Annotated in this window: 16 protein-coding genes; 10 read left to right on the top strand and 6 right to left on the bottom strand. The window is 69.0% G+C overall.

The window, feature by feature from the left end; all coding sequences use genetic code 11:
- The first annotated feature begins 32 nt into the window (after positions 1–32).
- From hpnD to ISF28_RS01780, 5 genes are all read left to right on the top strand, one after another.
- Positions 33–866 carry a presqualene diphosphate synthase HpnD gene (gene hpnD, locus ISF28_RS01795; protein ID WP_198115416.1) on the top strand — a complete coding sequence of 278 codons (834 nt, stop codon included), beginning with the start codon at positions 33–35 and terminating at the stop codon, positions 864–866.
- Positions 853–2,196 carry a hydroxysqualene dehydroxylase HpnE gene (gene hpnE / locus ISF28_RS01790; protein WP_198115415.1) on the top strand — a complete coding sequence of 448 codons (1,344 nt, stop codon included), beginning with the start codon at positions 853–855 and terminating at the stop codon, positions 2,194–2,196. The genes hpnD and hpnE overlap by 14 nt, the downstream gene beginning before the upstream one ends.
- 129 nt (positions 2,197–2,325) lie before the next feature.
- Positions 2,326–2,457 (top strand): hypothetical protein, encoded by a 132-nt coding sequence (locus ISF28_RS30850; protein WP_267876930.1) that lies wholly within the window; start codon positions 2,326–2,328, stop codon positions 2,455–2,457.
- Positions 2,458–2,479: 22 nt separating this feature from the next.
- Positions 2,480–3,277: a DUF1700 domain-containing protein gene (locus tag ISF28_RS01785; protein WP_198115414.1), complete on the top strand. Its 798-nt coding sequence runs from the start codon at positions 2,480–2,482 to the stop codon at positions 3,275–3,277.
- 7 nt (positions 3,278–3,284) lie between these two features.
- On the top strand, positions 3,285–4,100 hold the full coding sequence (locus tag ISF28_RS01780; protein WP_198115413.1) for a head GIN domain-containing protein: 816 nt from the start codon (positions 3,285–3,287) through the stop codon (positions 4,098–4,100).
- Here ISF28_RS01780 and ISF28_RS01775 read toward each other — a convergent pair.
- The gene (locus ISF28_RS01775) at positions 4,078–5,331 is read right to left on the bottom strand and encodes a TIGR03862 family flavoprotein (RefSeq protein ID WP_198115412.1); all 1,254 of its coding nucleotides are present in this window, start codon (positions 5,329–5,331) and stop codon (positions 4,078–4,080) included. The two genes, ISF28_RS01780 and ISF28_RS01775, sit on opposite strands and share 23 nt — an antisense overlap.
- 141 nt (positions 5,332–5,472) lie before the next feature.
- Here ISF28_RS01775 and ISF28_RS01770 point away from each other — a divergent pair, with 141 nt between their 5' ends.
- The 5 genes from ISF28_RS01770 (at position 5,473) to dctP (ending at position 9,978) form a co-directional block, all read left to right on the top strand.
- Positions 5,473–5,874 carry a hypothetical protein gene (locus tag ISF28_RS01770; RefSeq protein ID WP_198115411.1) on the top strand — a complete coding sequence of 134 codons (402 nt, stop codon included), beginning with the start codon at positions 5,473–5,475 and terminating at the stop codon, positions 5,872–5,874.
- Positions 5,871–6,074 carry a helix-turn-helix transcriptional regulator gene (locus ISF28_RS01765; RefSeq protein WP_198115410.1) on the top strand — a complete coding sequence of 68 codons (204 nt, stop codon included), beginning with the start codon at positions 5,871–5,873 and terminating at the stop codon, positions 6,072–6,074. The genes ISF28_RS01770 and ISF28_RS01765 overlap by 4 nt, the downstream gene beginning before the upstream one ends.
- A complete protein-coding gene (locus tag ISF28_RS01760; RefSeq protein WP_198115409.1) occupies positions 6,071–7,021 on the top strand; it encodes an alpha/beta fold hydrolase in 951 nt (316 codons plus the stop codon). The genes ISF28_RS01765 and ISF28_RS01760 overlap by 4 nt, the downstream gene beginning before the upstream one ends.
- A gap of 93 nt (positions 7,022–7,114) precedes the next feature.
- Positions 7,115–8,485, top strand: a complete 1,371-nt coding sequence (locus ISF28_RS01755; RefSeq protein ID WP_198115408.1) for a M20/M25/M40 family metallo-hydrolase — start codon at positions 7,115–7,117, stop codon at positions 8,483–8,485.
- Positions 8,486–8,958: 473 nt separating this feature from the next.
- Positions 8,959–9,978 (top strand): TRAP transporter substrate-binding protein DctP, encoded by a 1,020-nt coding sequence (gene dctP / locus ISF28_RS01750; RefSeq protein ID WP_198115407.1) that lies wholly within the window; start codon positions 8,959–8,961, stop codon positions 9,976–9,978.
- An 18-nt stretch (positions 9,979–9,996) separates the two neighbouring features.
- Here dctP and moaD read toward each other — a convergent pair whose 3' ends face one another.
- The 5 genes from moaD to ISF28_RS01725 all read right to left on the bottom strand — a co-directional run bounded on the left by moaD (position 9,997) and on the right by ISF28_RS01725 (position 15,543).
- Positions 9,997–10,254, bottom strand: coding sequence for a molybdopterin converting factor subunit 1 (moaD, locus tag ISF28_RS01745; protein ID WP_198115406.1), 258 nt, complete (start codon positions 10,252–10,254; stop codon positions 9,997–9,999).
- A gap of 7 nt (positions 10,255–10,261) precedes the next feature.
- Entirely contained in the window at positions 10,262–11,473 is a 1,212-nt protein-coding gene (locus tag ISF28_RS01740) for a molybdopterin molybdotransferase MoeA (protein ID WP_198115665.1), read from the bottom strand.
- 23 nt (positions 11,474–11,496) lie between these two features.
- Complete coding sequence (gene thrC / locus ISF28_RS01735; protein WP_198115405.1) at positions 11,497–12,978, bottom strand: threonine synthase; 1,482 nt, start codon at positions 12,976–12,978, stop codon at positions 11,497–11,499.
- Positions 12,979–13,193: 215 nt separating this feature from the next.
- The gene (locus tag ISF28_RS01730; protein WP_198115404.1) at positions 13,194–14,570 is read right to left on the bottom strand and encodes an L-serine ammonia-lyase; all 1,377 of its coding nucleotides are present in this window, start codon (positions 14,568–14,570) and stop codon (positions 13,194–13,196) included.
- A 10-nt stretch (positions 14,571–14,580) separates the two neighbouring features.
- A complete protein-coding gene (locus tag ISF28_RS01725; RefSeq protein WP_198115403.1) occupies positions 14,581–15,543 on the bottom strand; it encodes an NAD-dependent epimerase/dehydratase family protein in 963 nt (320 codons plus the stop codon).
- Between the last annotated feature and the right edge of the window lie 14 nt (positions 15,544–15,557).

The raw sequence follows: 15,557 nt of genomic DNA, 5'->3' as shown, positions 1-15,557 counted from the left end.
CGGACTTGGTCCGCGCGATAACAACACTTCATATGTCCCCCGACGAATACTGCCAACAAAAGACCGCGCAAAGCGGCTCCAGCTTCTACTACAGCTTCCTCTTCCTGCCGCCGGAGCGCCGGCGCGCGATCACGGCGCTGTACGCGTTCTGCCGGGAAGTCGACGACACCGTGGACGAGGCGACCGACCAATCCGTCGCCCGCATCAAGCTCGCGTGGTGGCGCGGCGAGGTCGCGCAGATGTATGCGGGCACGCCGACGCATCCCGTGATGCTCGCGCTGCAGCCGCACATCCAGCCGTACGACCTGAAACAGGAACACCTGCAGGCCATCATCGACGGCATGGAGATGGACCTCGACCAGTCGCGCTACCTCGACTATCCGAACCTCAGGAAATACTGCTGGCACGTGGCGGGCGTGGTCGGGATCCTGTCGGCCAGCATCTTCGGCGTGACCAACCCGCGCACGCTGCAATACGCGGAAACGCTGGGCCTCGCGTTCCAGCTCACGAACATCATCCGCGACGTCGGCGAGGATGCGCGCAAGGGCCGCATCTACCTGCCGATCGACGAACTGCAGAAATTCAACGTGACGGCGGCAGACCTCCTGAACGCGCGTCACAGCGAGAAGTTCGAAGCCCTCATGCAGTTCCAGGCCGCGCGCGCCCAGCAACTGTACGACGACGCCTTCGCGCTGCTGCCGAAGGAAGACCGGCGCGCGCAGCGTCCGGGCCTCATGATGGCTGCCATCTACCGCACCTTGCTCGACGAGATCGAGCGCGACGGCTTCCACGTCCTCGGCCAGAAGATCTCCCTGACGCCGCTGCGCAAGCTGTGGCTGGCCTGGAAGACGTATGTCCGCGGCTGACAAGCGGCGCGTCGCGGTCGTCGGCGGCGGCTGGGCCGGTTGCGCGGCGGCCGTCGCGCTGCTGGACGCCGGCGCCGACGTCACGCTGTTCGAAGCCGCACGCATGCTGGGCGGCCGCGCCCGCGCCATCGAGACGAACGGCCGCATGCTCGACAACGGCCAGCACATCATGCTGGGCGCCTATGCCGCCACCTTGCGCCTGATGCGCCGCGTCGGCGTCGCCCCGAGCCGCGCCCTGCTGCGGCTGCCGCTGCAGATGCGCTACCCGGCGGGCGACGACGGCATGGACTTCGTCGCGCCGCGCCTGCCAGCGCCGCTGCACATGCTTGTCGCGCTGCTGCGCGCGCGCGGGCTCGCGCGGGCCGACAAGATCGCGCTGGCCCGGTTCACGACGAGCGCCCGCTGGATGGGCTGGCAGTTGTACACGGATTGCAGCGTGGCGGAACTGCTGGTCCGCTTCGACCAGACCGAACGTCTGGTGCGGCTGATGTGGCGCCCCTTGTGCCTGGCCGCCCTGAACACCCCGCCGGAGCGGGCGTCGGCGCAAGTCTTCCTCGCCGTGCTGCGCGACAGCCTGGGTGCGCGCCGTGCCGCGTCCGACATGCTGATCCCGCGCGTGCTGCTCGACGCGCTGTTCCCGGAAGCGGCGCGCCGCCACCTGGACAGCCGCGGCGCGGCCGTCCGCACGGGCTGCCGCGTCGATGCGCTGGACCTCGAGGACGGCACCTGGCGCCTGCGCGCGGGCGCCGACGCGCAGTCATTCGACGCCGTCGTGCTCGCGACACCGCCATGGCAGACGGCCGCGCTGCTGCGGCCCCTGGACGGCGCCGCCGCCACCGTCGCCCAGCTGGACGCGCTCGCCTACGAGCCCATCGCCACCGTCTACCTGCAATACGCGGCCGGCACGCGGCTGCCGCTGCCGTTCTGCGCGCTCGCCGATGCGCCCGCGGACGGGCGCTGGGGCCAGTTCGTGTTCGACCGCGGCCAGCTGGACCCTGGGCAGGATGGGCTGTTGGCCGTCGTGATCAGCGGCGCGGATCCGGCTGGCGACGTCGGCCAGGACGCGCTGGCGGCGGCCGTCGCGGCCCAGCTGGCGGCCGCGTTCGGGCAGCCGGCCCTCGCCGCCCCGCTGTGGAGCCGCACGATCACGGAAAAGCGCGCCACGTTCGCCTGCACGCCCGCCCTCGACCGGCCCGCCAACGACGCCAAACTGCCCGGCCTCGCCCTCGCGGGCGACTACACGGCCGGCGACTACCCCGCCACCCTGGAGGCGGCCGTGCGCAGCGGGGTGGCCGCCGCGGCCGTCATTACGGGAGCACGGCCGCGATGACGGCCCGCCGGTCGTCGCGCCGGGCTGCGCCCTGCCCCGCGAAATCCGCAGCCTGTCGCACGCCGGTGGCGCGCGCCGGCCGGGTTCCGTACAGTGTCAACATCAAAACGAGTGTTGACGGAAATGCAAATGAACATCCATCTCGGCGTACGCACCCTTGCCCTGCTGGCCGTCGTGGCGGCGGCGACGTTCATCCTGGTCCACTCCGGCGTGGCGTCCGATCCGGCCATGAACGCGATGCTGTTGCTCAGCCACAACTGATGGCGCCCAGGAAGGAATCGTGATGGGCAAACTGGAATACCTCGACGCGCTCAAGCGGGCCATGCTGGGCCTGCCGCCGGACGTCCAGGCCAAGACGCTGGCCTATTACGAGCAGCGCTTCGTCGACGGCGTCGCCGCCGGCCGGGGCGAGCCGGACGTGGCGCGCGAGCTCGACGATCCGACCCGGATCGCCATGACCCTGCGCGCCAGCGCGCACCTGAATTCGTTCAACGAAAAAAAGAACCCGGCCAACCTGCTGCGCCTGATGGTGTCGGCCGTCGGACTGGCCATCTTCAACCTGTTCATGATCGTCCCGGCGCTCGTCTATGCGGCGCTGGTGCTGTGCCTGTACGCGAGCGCGCTGACGTTCTACCTGGCCGGCATCGCCACGACCGCCAGCGGCCTGGCCGGCGCCAACGAGCTCGTGCTGGACTGGCCGAGCCGCTTCGTCACGATCGACGACGACGGCCGCGGACGCCAGATGCGCGTCGACATCGGCAGCAACGGCATCATCGTCACGCAGGAGCGCCCGCAGGTCGCGGACCCGCTGCCGCCCGCGGACAAGGCCGACCCGGACGGCGATGCCGGACGGATCGAACGCTCGCGCGCCCTGCGCGGCGCCGAGGCGCTGGCCGACAGCACGCTGCGCATCCGCACCGACATGGACGCGGAATCGCGCACGACGCAGACGCTGTTCGGCGGCGGCCTCGTGCTGGGCGGGATCGCGCTGTTCCTGCTGTCGCTCGTCGTCACGCGCTACACCTTCATCGGCGCCAGACGCTATTTCCAGATGAACCGTTCCCTGCTGAAAGGCAGCTGAGGCCACCATGCGCGCGTTACTCAAAGTGGCGTTCAGCCTCCTGGTCCTGGCCGTCGTGCTGATCGGCGTCTCGTACAGCATGCTGCGGGCGCACGGCACGGACGGCCCGTCCAGTCCGGGCAGCCGCCTGATCGCCACCGAACGCCGGCCGCTCGACAAGGCGGTCGCCAAGATCGACCTCTCCGGGCCCGTCAACCTCACCCTGCGCCAAGGGCCGACCCCGACGCTCGAAGTGCGCGGCGAACAGCGGCTGCTGGCCAACATCGACACCAGCATCGACGGCGACATGCTGCGCATCGGCCCGCGCGGCATCCTGCTGCGCCACCGCACGCCGCTCGAGGTCACCGTCACCTTGCCGGCGCTGGAATCGCTTGCCGTCAACGGCAGCGGCGCACACACGGTCAGCGGCTTCGCCGGCGACCACCTCGACGTGGCGCTGGACGGATCCGGCAGCATGCGCTTCAACGGCCGCTACCGCGACATCACGGCGGCCCTGCACGGCAGCGGCGACCTGGAACTGACGGGCGGCATGAGCGACACCGTCGACGCCGCCGTCGTCGGCACCGGCCGCCTCACCCTGGTCGGGTCGACCCGCCAGCTGCACGCCGAGATGCGCGGCTCGGGCGACCTGGACGCGCGCCACCTGCGCGCCGACGACGTCGACCTGTCGCAGCGGGGCTCCGGCGAAAGCGCCGTCTACGCCGGCAAGCGCCTGCACGCCGACATCTCCGGCAGCGGCGAGGCGCGCGTGTTCGGCAATCCGGACGAGCGCTCCGTCAGCCGCAGCGGTAGCGGCAGCGTCAGTTTCGACGACAAGAATTGACGAGCCACTCCAGGGCCGCGCGCCCCGCCACGCGGCCGCCGCCGAAACAGGCCGTCAGCAGGTAGCCGCCGGTCGGCGCTTCCCAATCGACCATCTCGCCGGCGACGAACACGCCGGGCAGGCCGCGCAGCATCGTCCCGCCGGCCAGCGCTTCGAAGCGCACGCCGCCCGCGCTGCTGATCGCCTCATCGATCGGACGCGGGCACCGCAACACGAGCGGCAAGGCTTTCAACGCCCGCGCCAGCTTGACCGGGTCGGCGTAGTCCGCCTTGCCCAGGCACTCGTGCAGCAGCCCCGATTTCACGCCCTTGATGCCGAGACGGCTCTGCAAATGGCTGGACATCGAACGCGTGCCGCGCGGCCGCGTCACTTCCTCCAGGACGCGCCGCGGGTCGTGATCCGGCAGCAAGTCCACGCGGACGTTCGCCCGGCCGTCGCGCGCGATGCGGTCGCGGATGGGCGCGGACAGCGCGTACACGAGGCTGCCCTCGATGCCCGTCCGCGTAACGACGAACTGGCCCTTGCGGAAAGTGTCGCCCTCGAGCGCCAGCGCGACCGTCGTCAGCGGCGCGCCGGCGTGGCGGTCCGCGAAGTGGGCGCTCCAGTCGGCATCGAAGCCGCAGTTCGCCGGCGCGAGCGGCGCCACGTCGACGCCGCGCTCCGCCAGCAGCGGCACCCAGGCGCCGTCGGAACCGAGCCGCGCCCAGCTCGCGCCGCCCAGCGCCAGCACGGTGGCGGCACCCGCCGGATCCACCTCGATCTCCCCGTCCGGCGTGGCGAAGACGAGCGCGCCGGCGCGCCAGCCCAGCCAGCGGTGCCGCATGTGGAACGTGACGCCCGCCTCGCGCAACCGGTGCAGCCACGCGCGCAGCAGCGGCGCGGCCTTCATGTCGGCCGGGAACACGCGGCCCGACGTGCCGACGAAGGTGTCGATGCCGAGGCCGTGGATCCACGCCCGCACCTGCTGCGGCGGGAATGCGTCCAGCCACGCCTTCACGGCATCGGCGCGGGCGCCGTAGCGGGCCACGAACGCGTCGTAGTCTTCCGCATGCGTGATGTTCATCCCGCCCTTGCCGGCCAGGAGGAATTTGCGCCCGACCGACGGCATCGCATCGTACAGGTCGACCCGCGCGCCGCCCGCGGCCAGCACTTCGGCCGCCATCAGGCCGGCGGGGCCGCCGCCGATGACGATGGCGTGGCGGGGACGGACTGTGGCGGGGGACTCGGACATGGCGCGCTCAAGGAAAACGGAGGCGTGCATTGTAGTCGAACGCGCGCCGGAACAGGATGTAAAGGGTGCTTGACATCGGCGCCCGGCCGACCTACGATGTAAAGCATCCTTTACATGATTCCCTTTGACTGGAGGTGTGCAATGCACGAGAAACGCGTCGCGCGGGCCTACCGCTTCGAACTGTGGACGGCCATCGCCGCCTATGTCGTCCTGCTGGTGGCGTCGATCCGCTACGGCCGGCCGCTTCCGGACGGGCTGCCGCGCACGGTCGTCCTGCTGTCGCCGATGATCGGCTTCGGCCTGATGATCCGCGCCGGCGCGCGCCACATCGCCCGCATCGACGAATACCAGCGGCTGCGCCTGCTGGAAAGCCTGGCCCTCGCCTTCGCCATCACGGCCGCCGTCACGTTCAGCTACGGCTTCCTCGAGACGGCCGGATTCGCCAGGCTGTCGATGTTCAGCGTGTGGATGGTGATGTGCGCCAGCTGGGGCATCGCGAACGTCGTGCTCGCGCTGCGCGCCCGCCGCGCCGCCGGATCATGAAGAACGCCATCCGCGAACTGCGCGCGGCGCGCGGCTGGAGCCAGGCCCACCTGGCCGAGCTGCTGGACGTGTCGCGCCAGACCGTCATCGCCATCGAGACGGGCCGCTACGACCCGAGCCTGCCGCTGGCGTTCGCGCTCGCCAGGCTGTTCGAACAACGCATCGAAACCATCTTCTTTCCCGACCAGGAGACTGCATGAACATCCTTCGCAACAAGGCCGCACTCGCCGGCATTTTCGTCGCTCTCGTCCTCTGCGGACATCATGACAGCCGCGCGGCCGACGCCGCGCCCGAACCGAACCGCTACGCCGCCGCCATCGCGCCAGCCGAGCGCTTCGAGGTGGGCGGCGTGCTCGTCGAACGCCACGGCAGCGGCGGCCGTCCGCTGATCCTCATCCCGGGGCTGGCCAGCGGCAGCTGGGTATGGCAGGAGACGATCCGCGCGTTCGCGCCCGACCACGCCGTCTACGTGCTCACGCTGCCCGGCTTCGACGGCCGTCCGCCGGCCGGGCCGGCGCCGTTCGCCGCCGCGCGCGCCGCCGTGGAAGAACTGATCGCCAAGCGTCATCTCGACAAGCCGGTCATCGTGGGCCACAGCCTGGGCGGCATCCTGGCCCTCGCGGTCGCCGAGGACAAACCGTCGGCGCCCGGCGGCATCGTCAGCATCGACGGCCTGCCCGTCATGCCGGGCACGGAGGACATGACGCCGATGCAGCGGGCGCAGTTCGCCGACAAGATGCGGCTCCAGGTCGGTAGCCAGCCGCCGGACCGCTTCGCGCAACAGCAGCAGGCCTATATGCGGACGATCGGCGTGATGGACATGTCGCAAGCCGACGCGCTGGCCCGGCTGACGGCGAAAAGCGACCCGAAATCCGTCGGTGCGTGGGCGGCGGACGTGCTGACGCTGGACCTGCGCCCCGGCCTGAAGACGATCCAGGCGCCGGTCCTGGCCATCGTGCCCTACCTCGACCTGGACAGCGCCCAGCAAGGCCTCACGCCCGCCGCCAAGGCCGACTACTACCGCGCGCTGATGGAAGGCACGCCGAAACTGCAGGTCGTCACGGTAGCCCCGTCGCGCCACTTCGCGATGTTCGACCAGCCGCAGGCCGTCGTCGCGGCGATCCGGACCTTCCTCGGCACGCTGTGACGCCTGCCCGGCCGGCGGCGTAAAGCTTCCCGACCCCGCCGCCGTCAGGTACAGTGCATGCGGCGGCGGCCGCCGCGCATCCCAAGGAGTCCCATGCCCCCCGTTTCCAAGACCCTCCTCCCCATCCTGCTGCTGGCCGCCGCCGGCGCCGGCGCGCACGCCGCGCCGCTCGCCGATACTGCGCTGCCCGCGCGCCAGGCCGAGATCGACGCCATCGTGCGCGAGATCTCGCCGGCGCGGATCGGGGCCTACGTCGACAAACTGGCGAGCTTCGGCACGCGCCACACGATGTCCGAGACCGAGTCGGACACGCGCGGCATCGGCGCCGCGCGGCGCTGGATCAAGTCCGAGCTGGAACGGTGCGGCGGCGGCAGGCTGGACGTGCAATTCCAGAGCCACGTCCACCCGGTCGCGCCCCGCATCTCGCGGCCGACGGAGATCGTCAACGTGGTGGCGACGCTGCCCGGCACGCAGGCGGCGTCCAGGGACCGCTACTACATCGTCAGCGGCCATTACGATTCGCGCGTGACGGACGTGATGAACGCGACGGCCGACGCGCCGGGCGCCGACGACGACGCCTCCGGCACCGCCGCCGTCATCGAACTGGCCTGCGTGATGGCGCGCCACAAGTTCGACGCGTCGCTCGTGTTCATGACGGTGGCGGCGGAGGAGCAAGGCCTGTACGGCTCCGGCGACTATGCGGCGAAGGCGAAAGCGGCCGGCATGAACATCGGCGGCATGCTGAACAACGACATCATCGGCAGTTCGCACGACGAACACGGCAAGGTGGACAACGCGGAAGTGCGCCTGTTCGCGGAAGGCGTGCCGCCCGTGCAGGAGACGACGCCGGCGCTACGGACCTTGATCCGGACCGGCGGCGAAAACGACTCCATCACGCGCCAGCTCGCGCGCCACGTCAAGGAGACGGGCGAGCGCTACGTCCCCGGCTTCAAGGTGAACATCGTCTACCGGCGCGATCGCTACCTGCGCGGCGGCGACCACAGCCCGTTCCTCGACGCCGGCTACGCGGCCGTGCGCTTCACGGAGCCGCACGAGAACTTCGACCACCAGCACCAGGACCTGCGCACGGAACACGGCAAGAAGATCGGCGACCTGCCCGAATTCGTGGATCCGGAGTACGCGGCGCAGGTCGCGCGCGTGAACGCGGCGTCGCTCGCGTCGCTGGCGCTGGCCCCGGCCGCGCCGCGCGACGTCAAGATCGTGACGGCCAACCTGGACAACGGCACGGACCTCGCGTGGAAGGCGAATGCCGAGCCGGACCTGGCCGGCTACCGCGTCGTCTGGCGCGAGACCACCGCCCCGCAATGGCAGGGCAGCCGGTTCGTCGGCAACGTGACGCACTACCGTCTCGACCTGTCGAAGGACGACCTGCTGTTCGGCGTGCAGGCCGTCGACAAGGACGGCAACGTCAGCCCCGCCACCTATCCCGTCCCCGCCCGCTGACGCCTCCCATCCTGCATCGTCTGTCGAAAAACGCCGGCGGCGCAGCAAGCAACGGGGTTCGCATTCGCGGCGGCGCAGCAAGCGCCGGCCGCGCGCACTTCAGATCCAGCGCAACAAGCGTCGACTTCGACGCGCGATACTGCAACCCTGCCCGCTCGATGCATCCCGCATTTTTTATGCTGCGACGCATCGTTTTTTATTGCAATAATTTCTTGACAAGCCCACAGCTGGGCCTATTCTTATACGCACAATAAATGGGGACCTCGAAAAACCGTTAGCGAGCGGCCGCAGTTGCGGTTGAGAAGCGCAGCTGTACGAGGAGTACAGCGAGCATCGCAAACCGCAAATGCAACGCGCAGCAGGTTTTTCGAGCTTCCCAAATGTTAAATGCACGAACGATGTACGCCTCGAGCGTCGTCCAGAGGGGTCCACGATTCGTCCGGAAGTCCGCAATATCATCTTGGAGGATGTTTATGTCGGTTTTGACGCGTAGGACGTTGCTGGTCGGGATCGCGGCCAGTCCGCTGTTGCTGCATGCTGCATGGGCCCAGCCCACGAACCTCAAGATTTCCCATCAATTCCCCGGCGGCAGTGTCGCCGAAGGCGATTTCCGCGACCGCCTGTGCCGCATGTTCGCGGCCGAGGCCGAGCGGCGGACCAAGGGACGCATCAAGTTCTCGATCTACCCCCATTCCTCGCTGATGGCGAGCGAGGCCCAGATCCCGGCGCTGGCCAAGGGCGCGCTGGACATCTCGCTGGTCCCGCTGTCCTACGCCGGCGCCGACCTGCCCGAAGTGAACATCGGCCTGATGCCGGGCCTCGTCACGTCGTACGATCAGGGCTATGCCTGGAAAAACGAGGAGATCGGCAAGGAATTCAACCGCGTGCTGGCCGAGAAAGGCCTCGTCCTGCTCAGCTGGATCTGGCAGGCCGGCGGCATGGCGTCGCGCGGCAAGCCGATCGTCGACCCGGAAGACGTGGCCGGCCTCAAGGTGCGCGGCGGCTCGCCCGAAATGGACATGATCCTCAAGGAAGCGGGCGCCAACGTCGTTTCGATGCCGTCGAACGACATCCGGGGCGCGATGGAAAAGGGACAGCTCGACGCGGCCATGACGTCGTCGTCGTCGCTGATCTCGTTCCGCCTCGACGAAGTGAGCAAGTCCGTCACGACGGCGCGCGGCGGCACGTACTGGTTCATGCTGGAGCCGCTGATCATGTCGCGCGCCGCCTTCGACCGCCTGCCGCGCGACCAGCAGGCCGTGCTGCTGTCGGTGGGGGCTGACCTGGAAGCGTTCGCACGCAAATCGGCCCAGATGGACGATGCGGCCGTGGCCGCGCTGTTCCAGGGTGCCGGCGGCCGCACCGTGGATCTCAACGGCGACTCGCTGCGCAAGTGGCAGGACGTCGCACGCCAGACCGCGTGGCGCGAGTACGGCGAGCGCAATGCCAATTGCGCGAAGCTGCTGGAACTGGCGGAAAAGACGATCGTCTGACCGTCCCGGCGGGCGGCGTCAGCCGCCCGTCACCGGCGGGAAGAACGCCACTTCGCCGCCTTCGGCGATGGCCGTTCCCGGCTCGCACATCACGTGGTTGAACGCCATGCGCAGCGCGCGCTCGTGCGCCAGGGCTTCGGCCCAGGCGCCGCCGCGCGCGATCAGGAAGTCGCGCACGGCGCCCACGGTCGCCACGTCGGCCGGCAAGTCGACGGACTCGCCCGAACTGCCCACGGCTTCGCGCACGCTGGCAAAGAATCGCAGATTGATTTTCATGGTTGTCTCAGTACTGCAGCGCGGCGAACGGGATGAAGCGCACGATGTCGCCCCGCGCGATCGCCTGGCCCGGCGGATTGTCGATGAGGCCGTCCGCCCACACGGTCGACGTGAGCACGCCGGAGCCCTGGTTGGGGAACAGGTCGAGGCCGCCGGCGTCGTTGATGCGGGCGCGCAGGAATTCGTTGCGGCGGTCCGGCCTGATCCAGTCGAAATCCGCGCGCAGCGGGAGCGCGCGCGCCTCCACCGTCCCGGTCACGCCCTGCAGACGCAGCAGGAACGGCCGCACGAACAGCAGGAAGGTGATGAAGCTCGACACCGGATTACCCGGCAGGCCGAGAAAGAACGCGCTGCCCTGCCCCGCGGCCCGGTCGACTGCGCCGAACGCGAGCGGCTTGCCCGGCTTGACGGCGATCTGCCACATGTTCAGGCGCCCTTCCGCTTCCACGGCCGGCTTGATGTGGTCTTCCTCGCCGACGGACACGCCGCCCGACGTGATGATCAGGTCGTGGTTTGCGGCGGCGGCGCGCAGGGTGTCGCGCGTGGCCTGCAGCGAGTCGGGCACGATGCCGTAGTCGCTGATCTCGCAGCCGAGGTTTTCCAGGAGGCCGCGCAGGGTGAAGCGGTTCGAGTTGTAGATGGCGCCCGGCGCCAGCGGCTCGCCCGGCATCGCCAGTTCGTCGCCGGTGAAGAACACGGCCACGCGCACGCGCCGGCGCACGGGCAGGCGCGCGAGGCCGACAGAGGCCGCGAGCCCCAGCTCCTGCGCGCGCAGCCGCGTGCCGGCCGGCACGATCACGCTGCCCGCGACGATGTCCTCGCCGGCGCGGCGGATCCACTCGCCCGGCTGGGGTGCGTGCCTGACGGTGACCTGGTCGCCGTTCGCCTCGCACTGCTCCTGCATGACGACGGCGTCCGCGCCTTCCGGAATCAGCGCGCCGGTGAAGATGCGCGCGGCGGTGCCCGAGGCCAAAGGCTGGCCGACCGTGCCGGCCGGGATGCGCTGGGCGATGCGCAGCGTGGCCGCTCCGCTCGCGCAATCGGCCGCGCGCACGGCATAGCCGTCCATCTGCGTGTTGTCGGCGGCCGGCACGCTCAAGCCCGATACCTGGTCGGCCGCGAGCACGCGGCCGTTGGCGGCCAGCGTGTCGACGTCCTCGACGCCGTCGACGACGCGCGCCGCGGCCAGGAGGAAGTCGAGCGCCTCGCGCACCGGCATCAAGGGCTTGCGCGCAGGCTGGTTCACTTGGCCAGCCCCGTGTGCGCCGCGATGAATTCCTTCATCTGGTCGACGTTCGCATGCATGACGACGAAGCGCTGCGGCAGCGTTTCGATGTCCTCGAAACCGGCCGGACGCGCCGCGTCGGTGCCCAGCGCTTCCAGGATGGTCTCGTTGAACTTGGCGGCCAACGCCGTCTCCAGCACGATCATCGGAATGCCCGGCTCGACGTGCTCGCGCGCGACCTTGATGCCGTCCGCGGTATGCGTGTCGATGGTGATGCCGTAATCGTCGAACACGTCGCGGATCGTCGCGAGGCGGTCGTCGTGCGTCGAGCAGCCCGACTGGAAGCCGTAGTTCGCGACGAGCTTGAATTCGTCGCCGTCGCTGCCCGGCGCACCCGACAGGTCGAAGCCGCCGTGCGTGTCGACCTTGCGGAACAGCGCGTGCGTGCGGTCGGCGTCGCGGCCCACGAGGTCGTACACGAAGCGTTCGAAGTTCGACGCTTTCGAGATGTCCATCGACGGGCTCGACGTGTGATAGGTCTCGGACGATTTGCGGACGCGGTAGACGCCGGTACGGAAGAATTCGTCCAGCACATTGTTTTCGTTCGTCGCGACGACCAGCTTCGCGATCGGCAGACCCATCATGCGCGCGATATGGCCGGCGCAGATATTGCCGAAGTTGCCCGACGGGACCGTGAACGACACTTTCTGGTCGTTCGACGTGGTCGCCTTCAGATAGCCGCGGAAGTAGTACACGACCTGGGCCACGACGCGCGCCCAGTTGATCGAATTGACGGTGCCGATCTTGTGGCGGGCCTTGAATTCGAGGTCGTTCGACACGGCCTTGACCATGTCCTGGCAATCGTCGAACACGCCTTCCACGGCGATGTTGAAGATGTTCGGGTCCTGCAGGCTGAACATCTGCGCGGTCTGGAACGCGCTCATCTTCTTGTGCGGCGACAGCATGAACACGCGGATGCCGCGCTTGCCGCGCATCGCGTATTCGGCCGCGCTGCCGGTGTCGCCGGACGTGGCGCCGAAGATGTTCAGCTCGTCGCCGTTCTTCGCCAGCGCGTATTCGAACAGATTGCCCAGCAACTGCATCGCCATGTCCTTGAACGCGAGCGTCGGGCCGTTCGACAGGCCTTGCAGGATCAGGGTGCGCTCGGGCGACTGCTCCAGCACGCGCAGCGGCGTGATCTCGACAGCAAGCTCGTCGGCGCGGGCGTTCTTGTAGACCTCGGGCGTGTACGTTTTCGCGGTCAGCGCCTTCAGGTCGGCGTCCGGGATGTCGGTGGCGAACTTGCGCAGGATTTCGTAGGCCAGCTCGGCATACGACAGCGTGCGCCATGCGTCGAGCTCGGCACCGGTCACCTGCGGGTAGTCGGCCGGGAGATACAGGCCGCCGTCCGGCGCCAGGCCGCCCAGCAGGATGTCGGAAAATTGTTGGGGATTACGTGCTGCGGACGCGCTCGTCGCGCGGGTGGACACATATTGCATACGGTAGAAAAGATCGGAGTTGGCTGGCGTTGGATATTTATTATAGTCTGGACCGGGCAATATTGTCTTTTTGCCGAATATTGTTCAGCAAATATGGGCGTTCGTGGTGGGTTTGTGGTTTGGTGGGCACGGGGTGCCCACCCTACGCCCGAAAATACCGTTCCAGGTCAAATATCGTAGGGTGGGCGGCCCTCCGCCCACCGCGCGGCACCCGCTCAACACGCGGCGTGATTCACCGTCACGACGTGGATCGCCAACCCGCCCAACGACGTTTCCTTGTACTTGGCCTGCATGTCGAACCCGGTCTGGCGCATCGTCTCGATGACGTCGTCCAGGCTGACGAAGTGCGTGCCGTCGCCCTTCATCGCCAGCGACGCCGCCGTGATGGCCTTGATGGCGCCCATGCCGTTGCGCTCGATGCATGGGATCTGCACGAGGCCGCCGATCGGGTCGCACGTCATGCCCAGGTGGTGCTCGATGCCGATCTCGGCCGCGTTCTCGATCTGGCCGTTCGACCCGCCCAGCGCCGCGACGAGGCCCGCCGCCGCCATCGCGCACGCGACGCCGACCTCGCCCTGGCACCCGATCTCCGCGCCGGAAATCGACGCGTTTTTCTTGCACAGCATGCCGATCGCGGCGGCCGTCAGCAGGAAGTCGTGGATGCCCTGCCGGGCGTCGCTCGGACGGCAATCCTCGGCGTAGTAGCGCAGCACGGCCGGGATGATGCCGGCCGCGCCGTTCGTCGGCGCCGTCACGACTCTTCCGCCGGCCGCGTTCTCTTCGTTCACCGCCATCGCGTACAGGCTGACCTGGTTGACGGCGTCGTGCGGCAGGTGGTTCGTCGCGTTGCGCGCGGCCTGCTCCTGGCGCCACAGTTTCGCCGCGCGGCGCTTGACGTTCAGCCCGCCGGGCAATTCGCCCTCGGTGACGAGGCCGTGCGCGATACAGCCGCGCATCACGTCCCAGATGCGGTCCAGGCCGGCATCCAGTTCCTCGTTCGTCATGCGCGCGCACTCGTTGGCGCGCAGCATGGCGGGAATCGTCAGGGCGGCGCGCTCGCCATGGTCCAGCAGCTCGCGCATGGTCTTGAACGGGAACGGCACGGGGACCGCCGCGCGCGCCGCCTGGGTTTCGCCCGGGGCCGTGATGAAGCCGCCGCCGACCGAATAATAGATGCGCTCGACGACGCTGCCGTCCGCCAGTTTCAGCACGAAGCGCATGCCGTTCGGGTGTTCCGGCAACGTGGACTGCTTGTGCCACACGAGGCCCGTGCGCGCGCTGAACGGCACCGGCCGGGCGCCGAGCAGCGCCAGGACGCCGTCCAGTTCCGCCTCGGCGAGCTTGTCCTCGACCGCGTCCGGGTCGACGCCGTGCGGCGTCTCGCCCATCAAGCCGAGGATCACGGCCTTGTCGGTGGCGTGGCCGACGCCCGTCAACGCCAGCGAGCCGTACAGGTGGGCTTCCACGCCCACGGCGGCGTCGAGCGGGCCGCATTCGACGAGGAAGCGGCGCGCGGCCACCATCGGGCCGACCGTGTGGGAACTCGACGGGCCGATGCCGATCTTGAATAAGTCGAATACGCTCATGTCCATGCGCTGTCTCCTAGGCGGCCTTGCTCATGGCCGGGTCGACGTTGGCCAGCATGTCGTCGACCATCTCGTCGAGCGTCACGCGCGCCTTCCAGCCCCAGTCGGCGGCGGCGCGGCTGTCGTCCAGGCTCTGCGGCCAGGAATCGGCGATCTGCTGGCGCGCGTCCGGCTTGTACGCGATGCGGAAGGCCGGCAGCCTGTTCTGGATCGCAGCGGCCAGCTCGCGCGGGTTGAACGACACGCCCGCCACGTTGTACGACGAGCGGACGACGACCTGGTCGGCCGGCGCGTCCATCAGTTCGACGGTGGCGCGGATCGCGTCCGGCATGTAGATCATCGGCAGCGTGGTGTCCGGACCGAGGAAGCATTCGTAGGTGTCGCCGGCGCGCGCCGCGTGGAAGATCGCGATCGCGTAGTCCGTCGTGCCGCCGCCCGGCGGCGACTTGTAGCTGATGATGCCCGGGTAGCGGATGCTGCGCACGTCCACGCCGTACTTCGCGTGGTAGTACTCGCACAGGCGCTCGCCGGCCAGCTTGCTGATGCCGTAGATCGACGTCGGATCCATGATCGTCGTCTGCGGCGTGTTTTCCGCCGGCGTATTCGGGCCGAACGCGGCGATCGACGACGGCCAGAACACCTTCAGCGGCTTGCCTGTCTCGCCCCGCTCGCGCGCGATCTCGAGGATGTTCAACAGGCCGTCCATGTTCAGCGTCCATGCCTTCAAGGGCGCCTTCTCGCCCGTGGCCGACAGCAGCGCCGCCAGCTGATACACCTGGGTGACGCCGTCGGCTTCGATGAGCTGCGCCACGGCGTCCTTGTCGAGCACGTCGAGGCGGACGTAGCGCGCCGCGCCGTACAGGTTTTCCGGGCCGATGTCGGCGGCGATCACGTTCGCCGCGCCGTGCTGCTGCGCGAGGGCGGTCACCAGTTCACTGCCGATCTGGCCGTTGGCGCCGATGATGAGGATGCGTTCCATGCTTGTTTTCCTTG

Origin of the sequence: Massilia rhizosphaerae (assembly GCF_016093545.1) — a bacterium.
Lineage (GTDB): Bacteria > Pseudomonadota > Gammaproteobacteria > Burkholderiales > Burkholderiaceae_D > Telluria > Telluria rhizosphaerae.
This window is presented reverse-complemented; position numbering and strand designations above follow the sequence as displayed.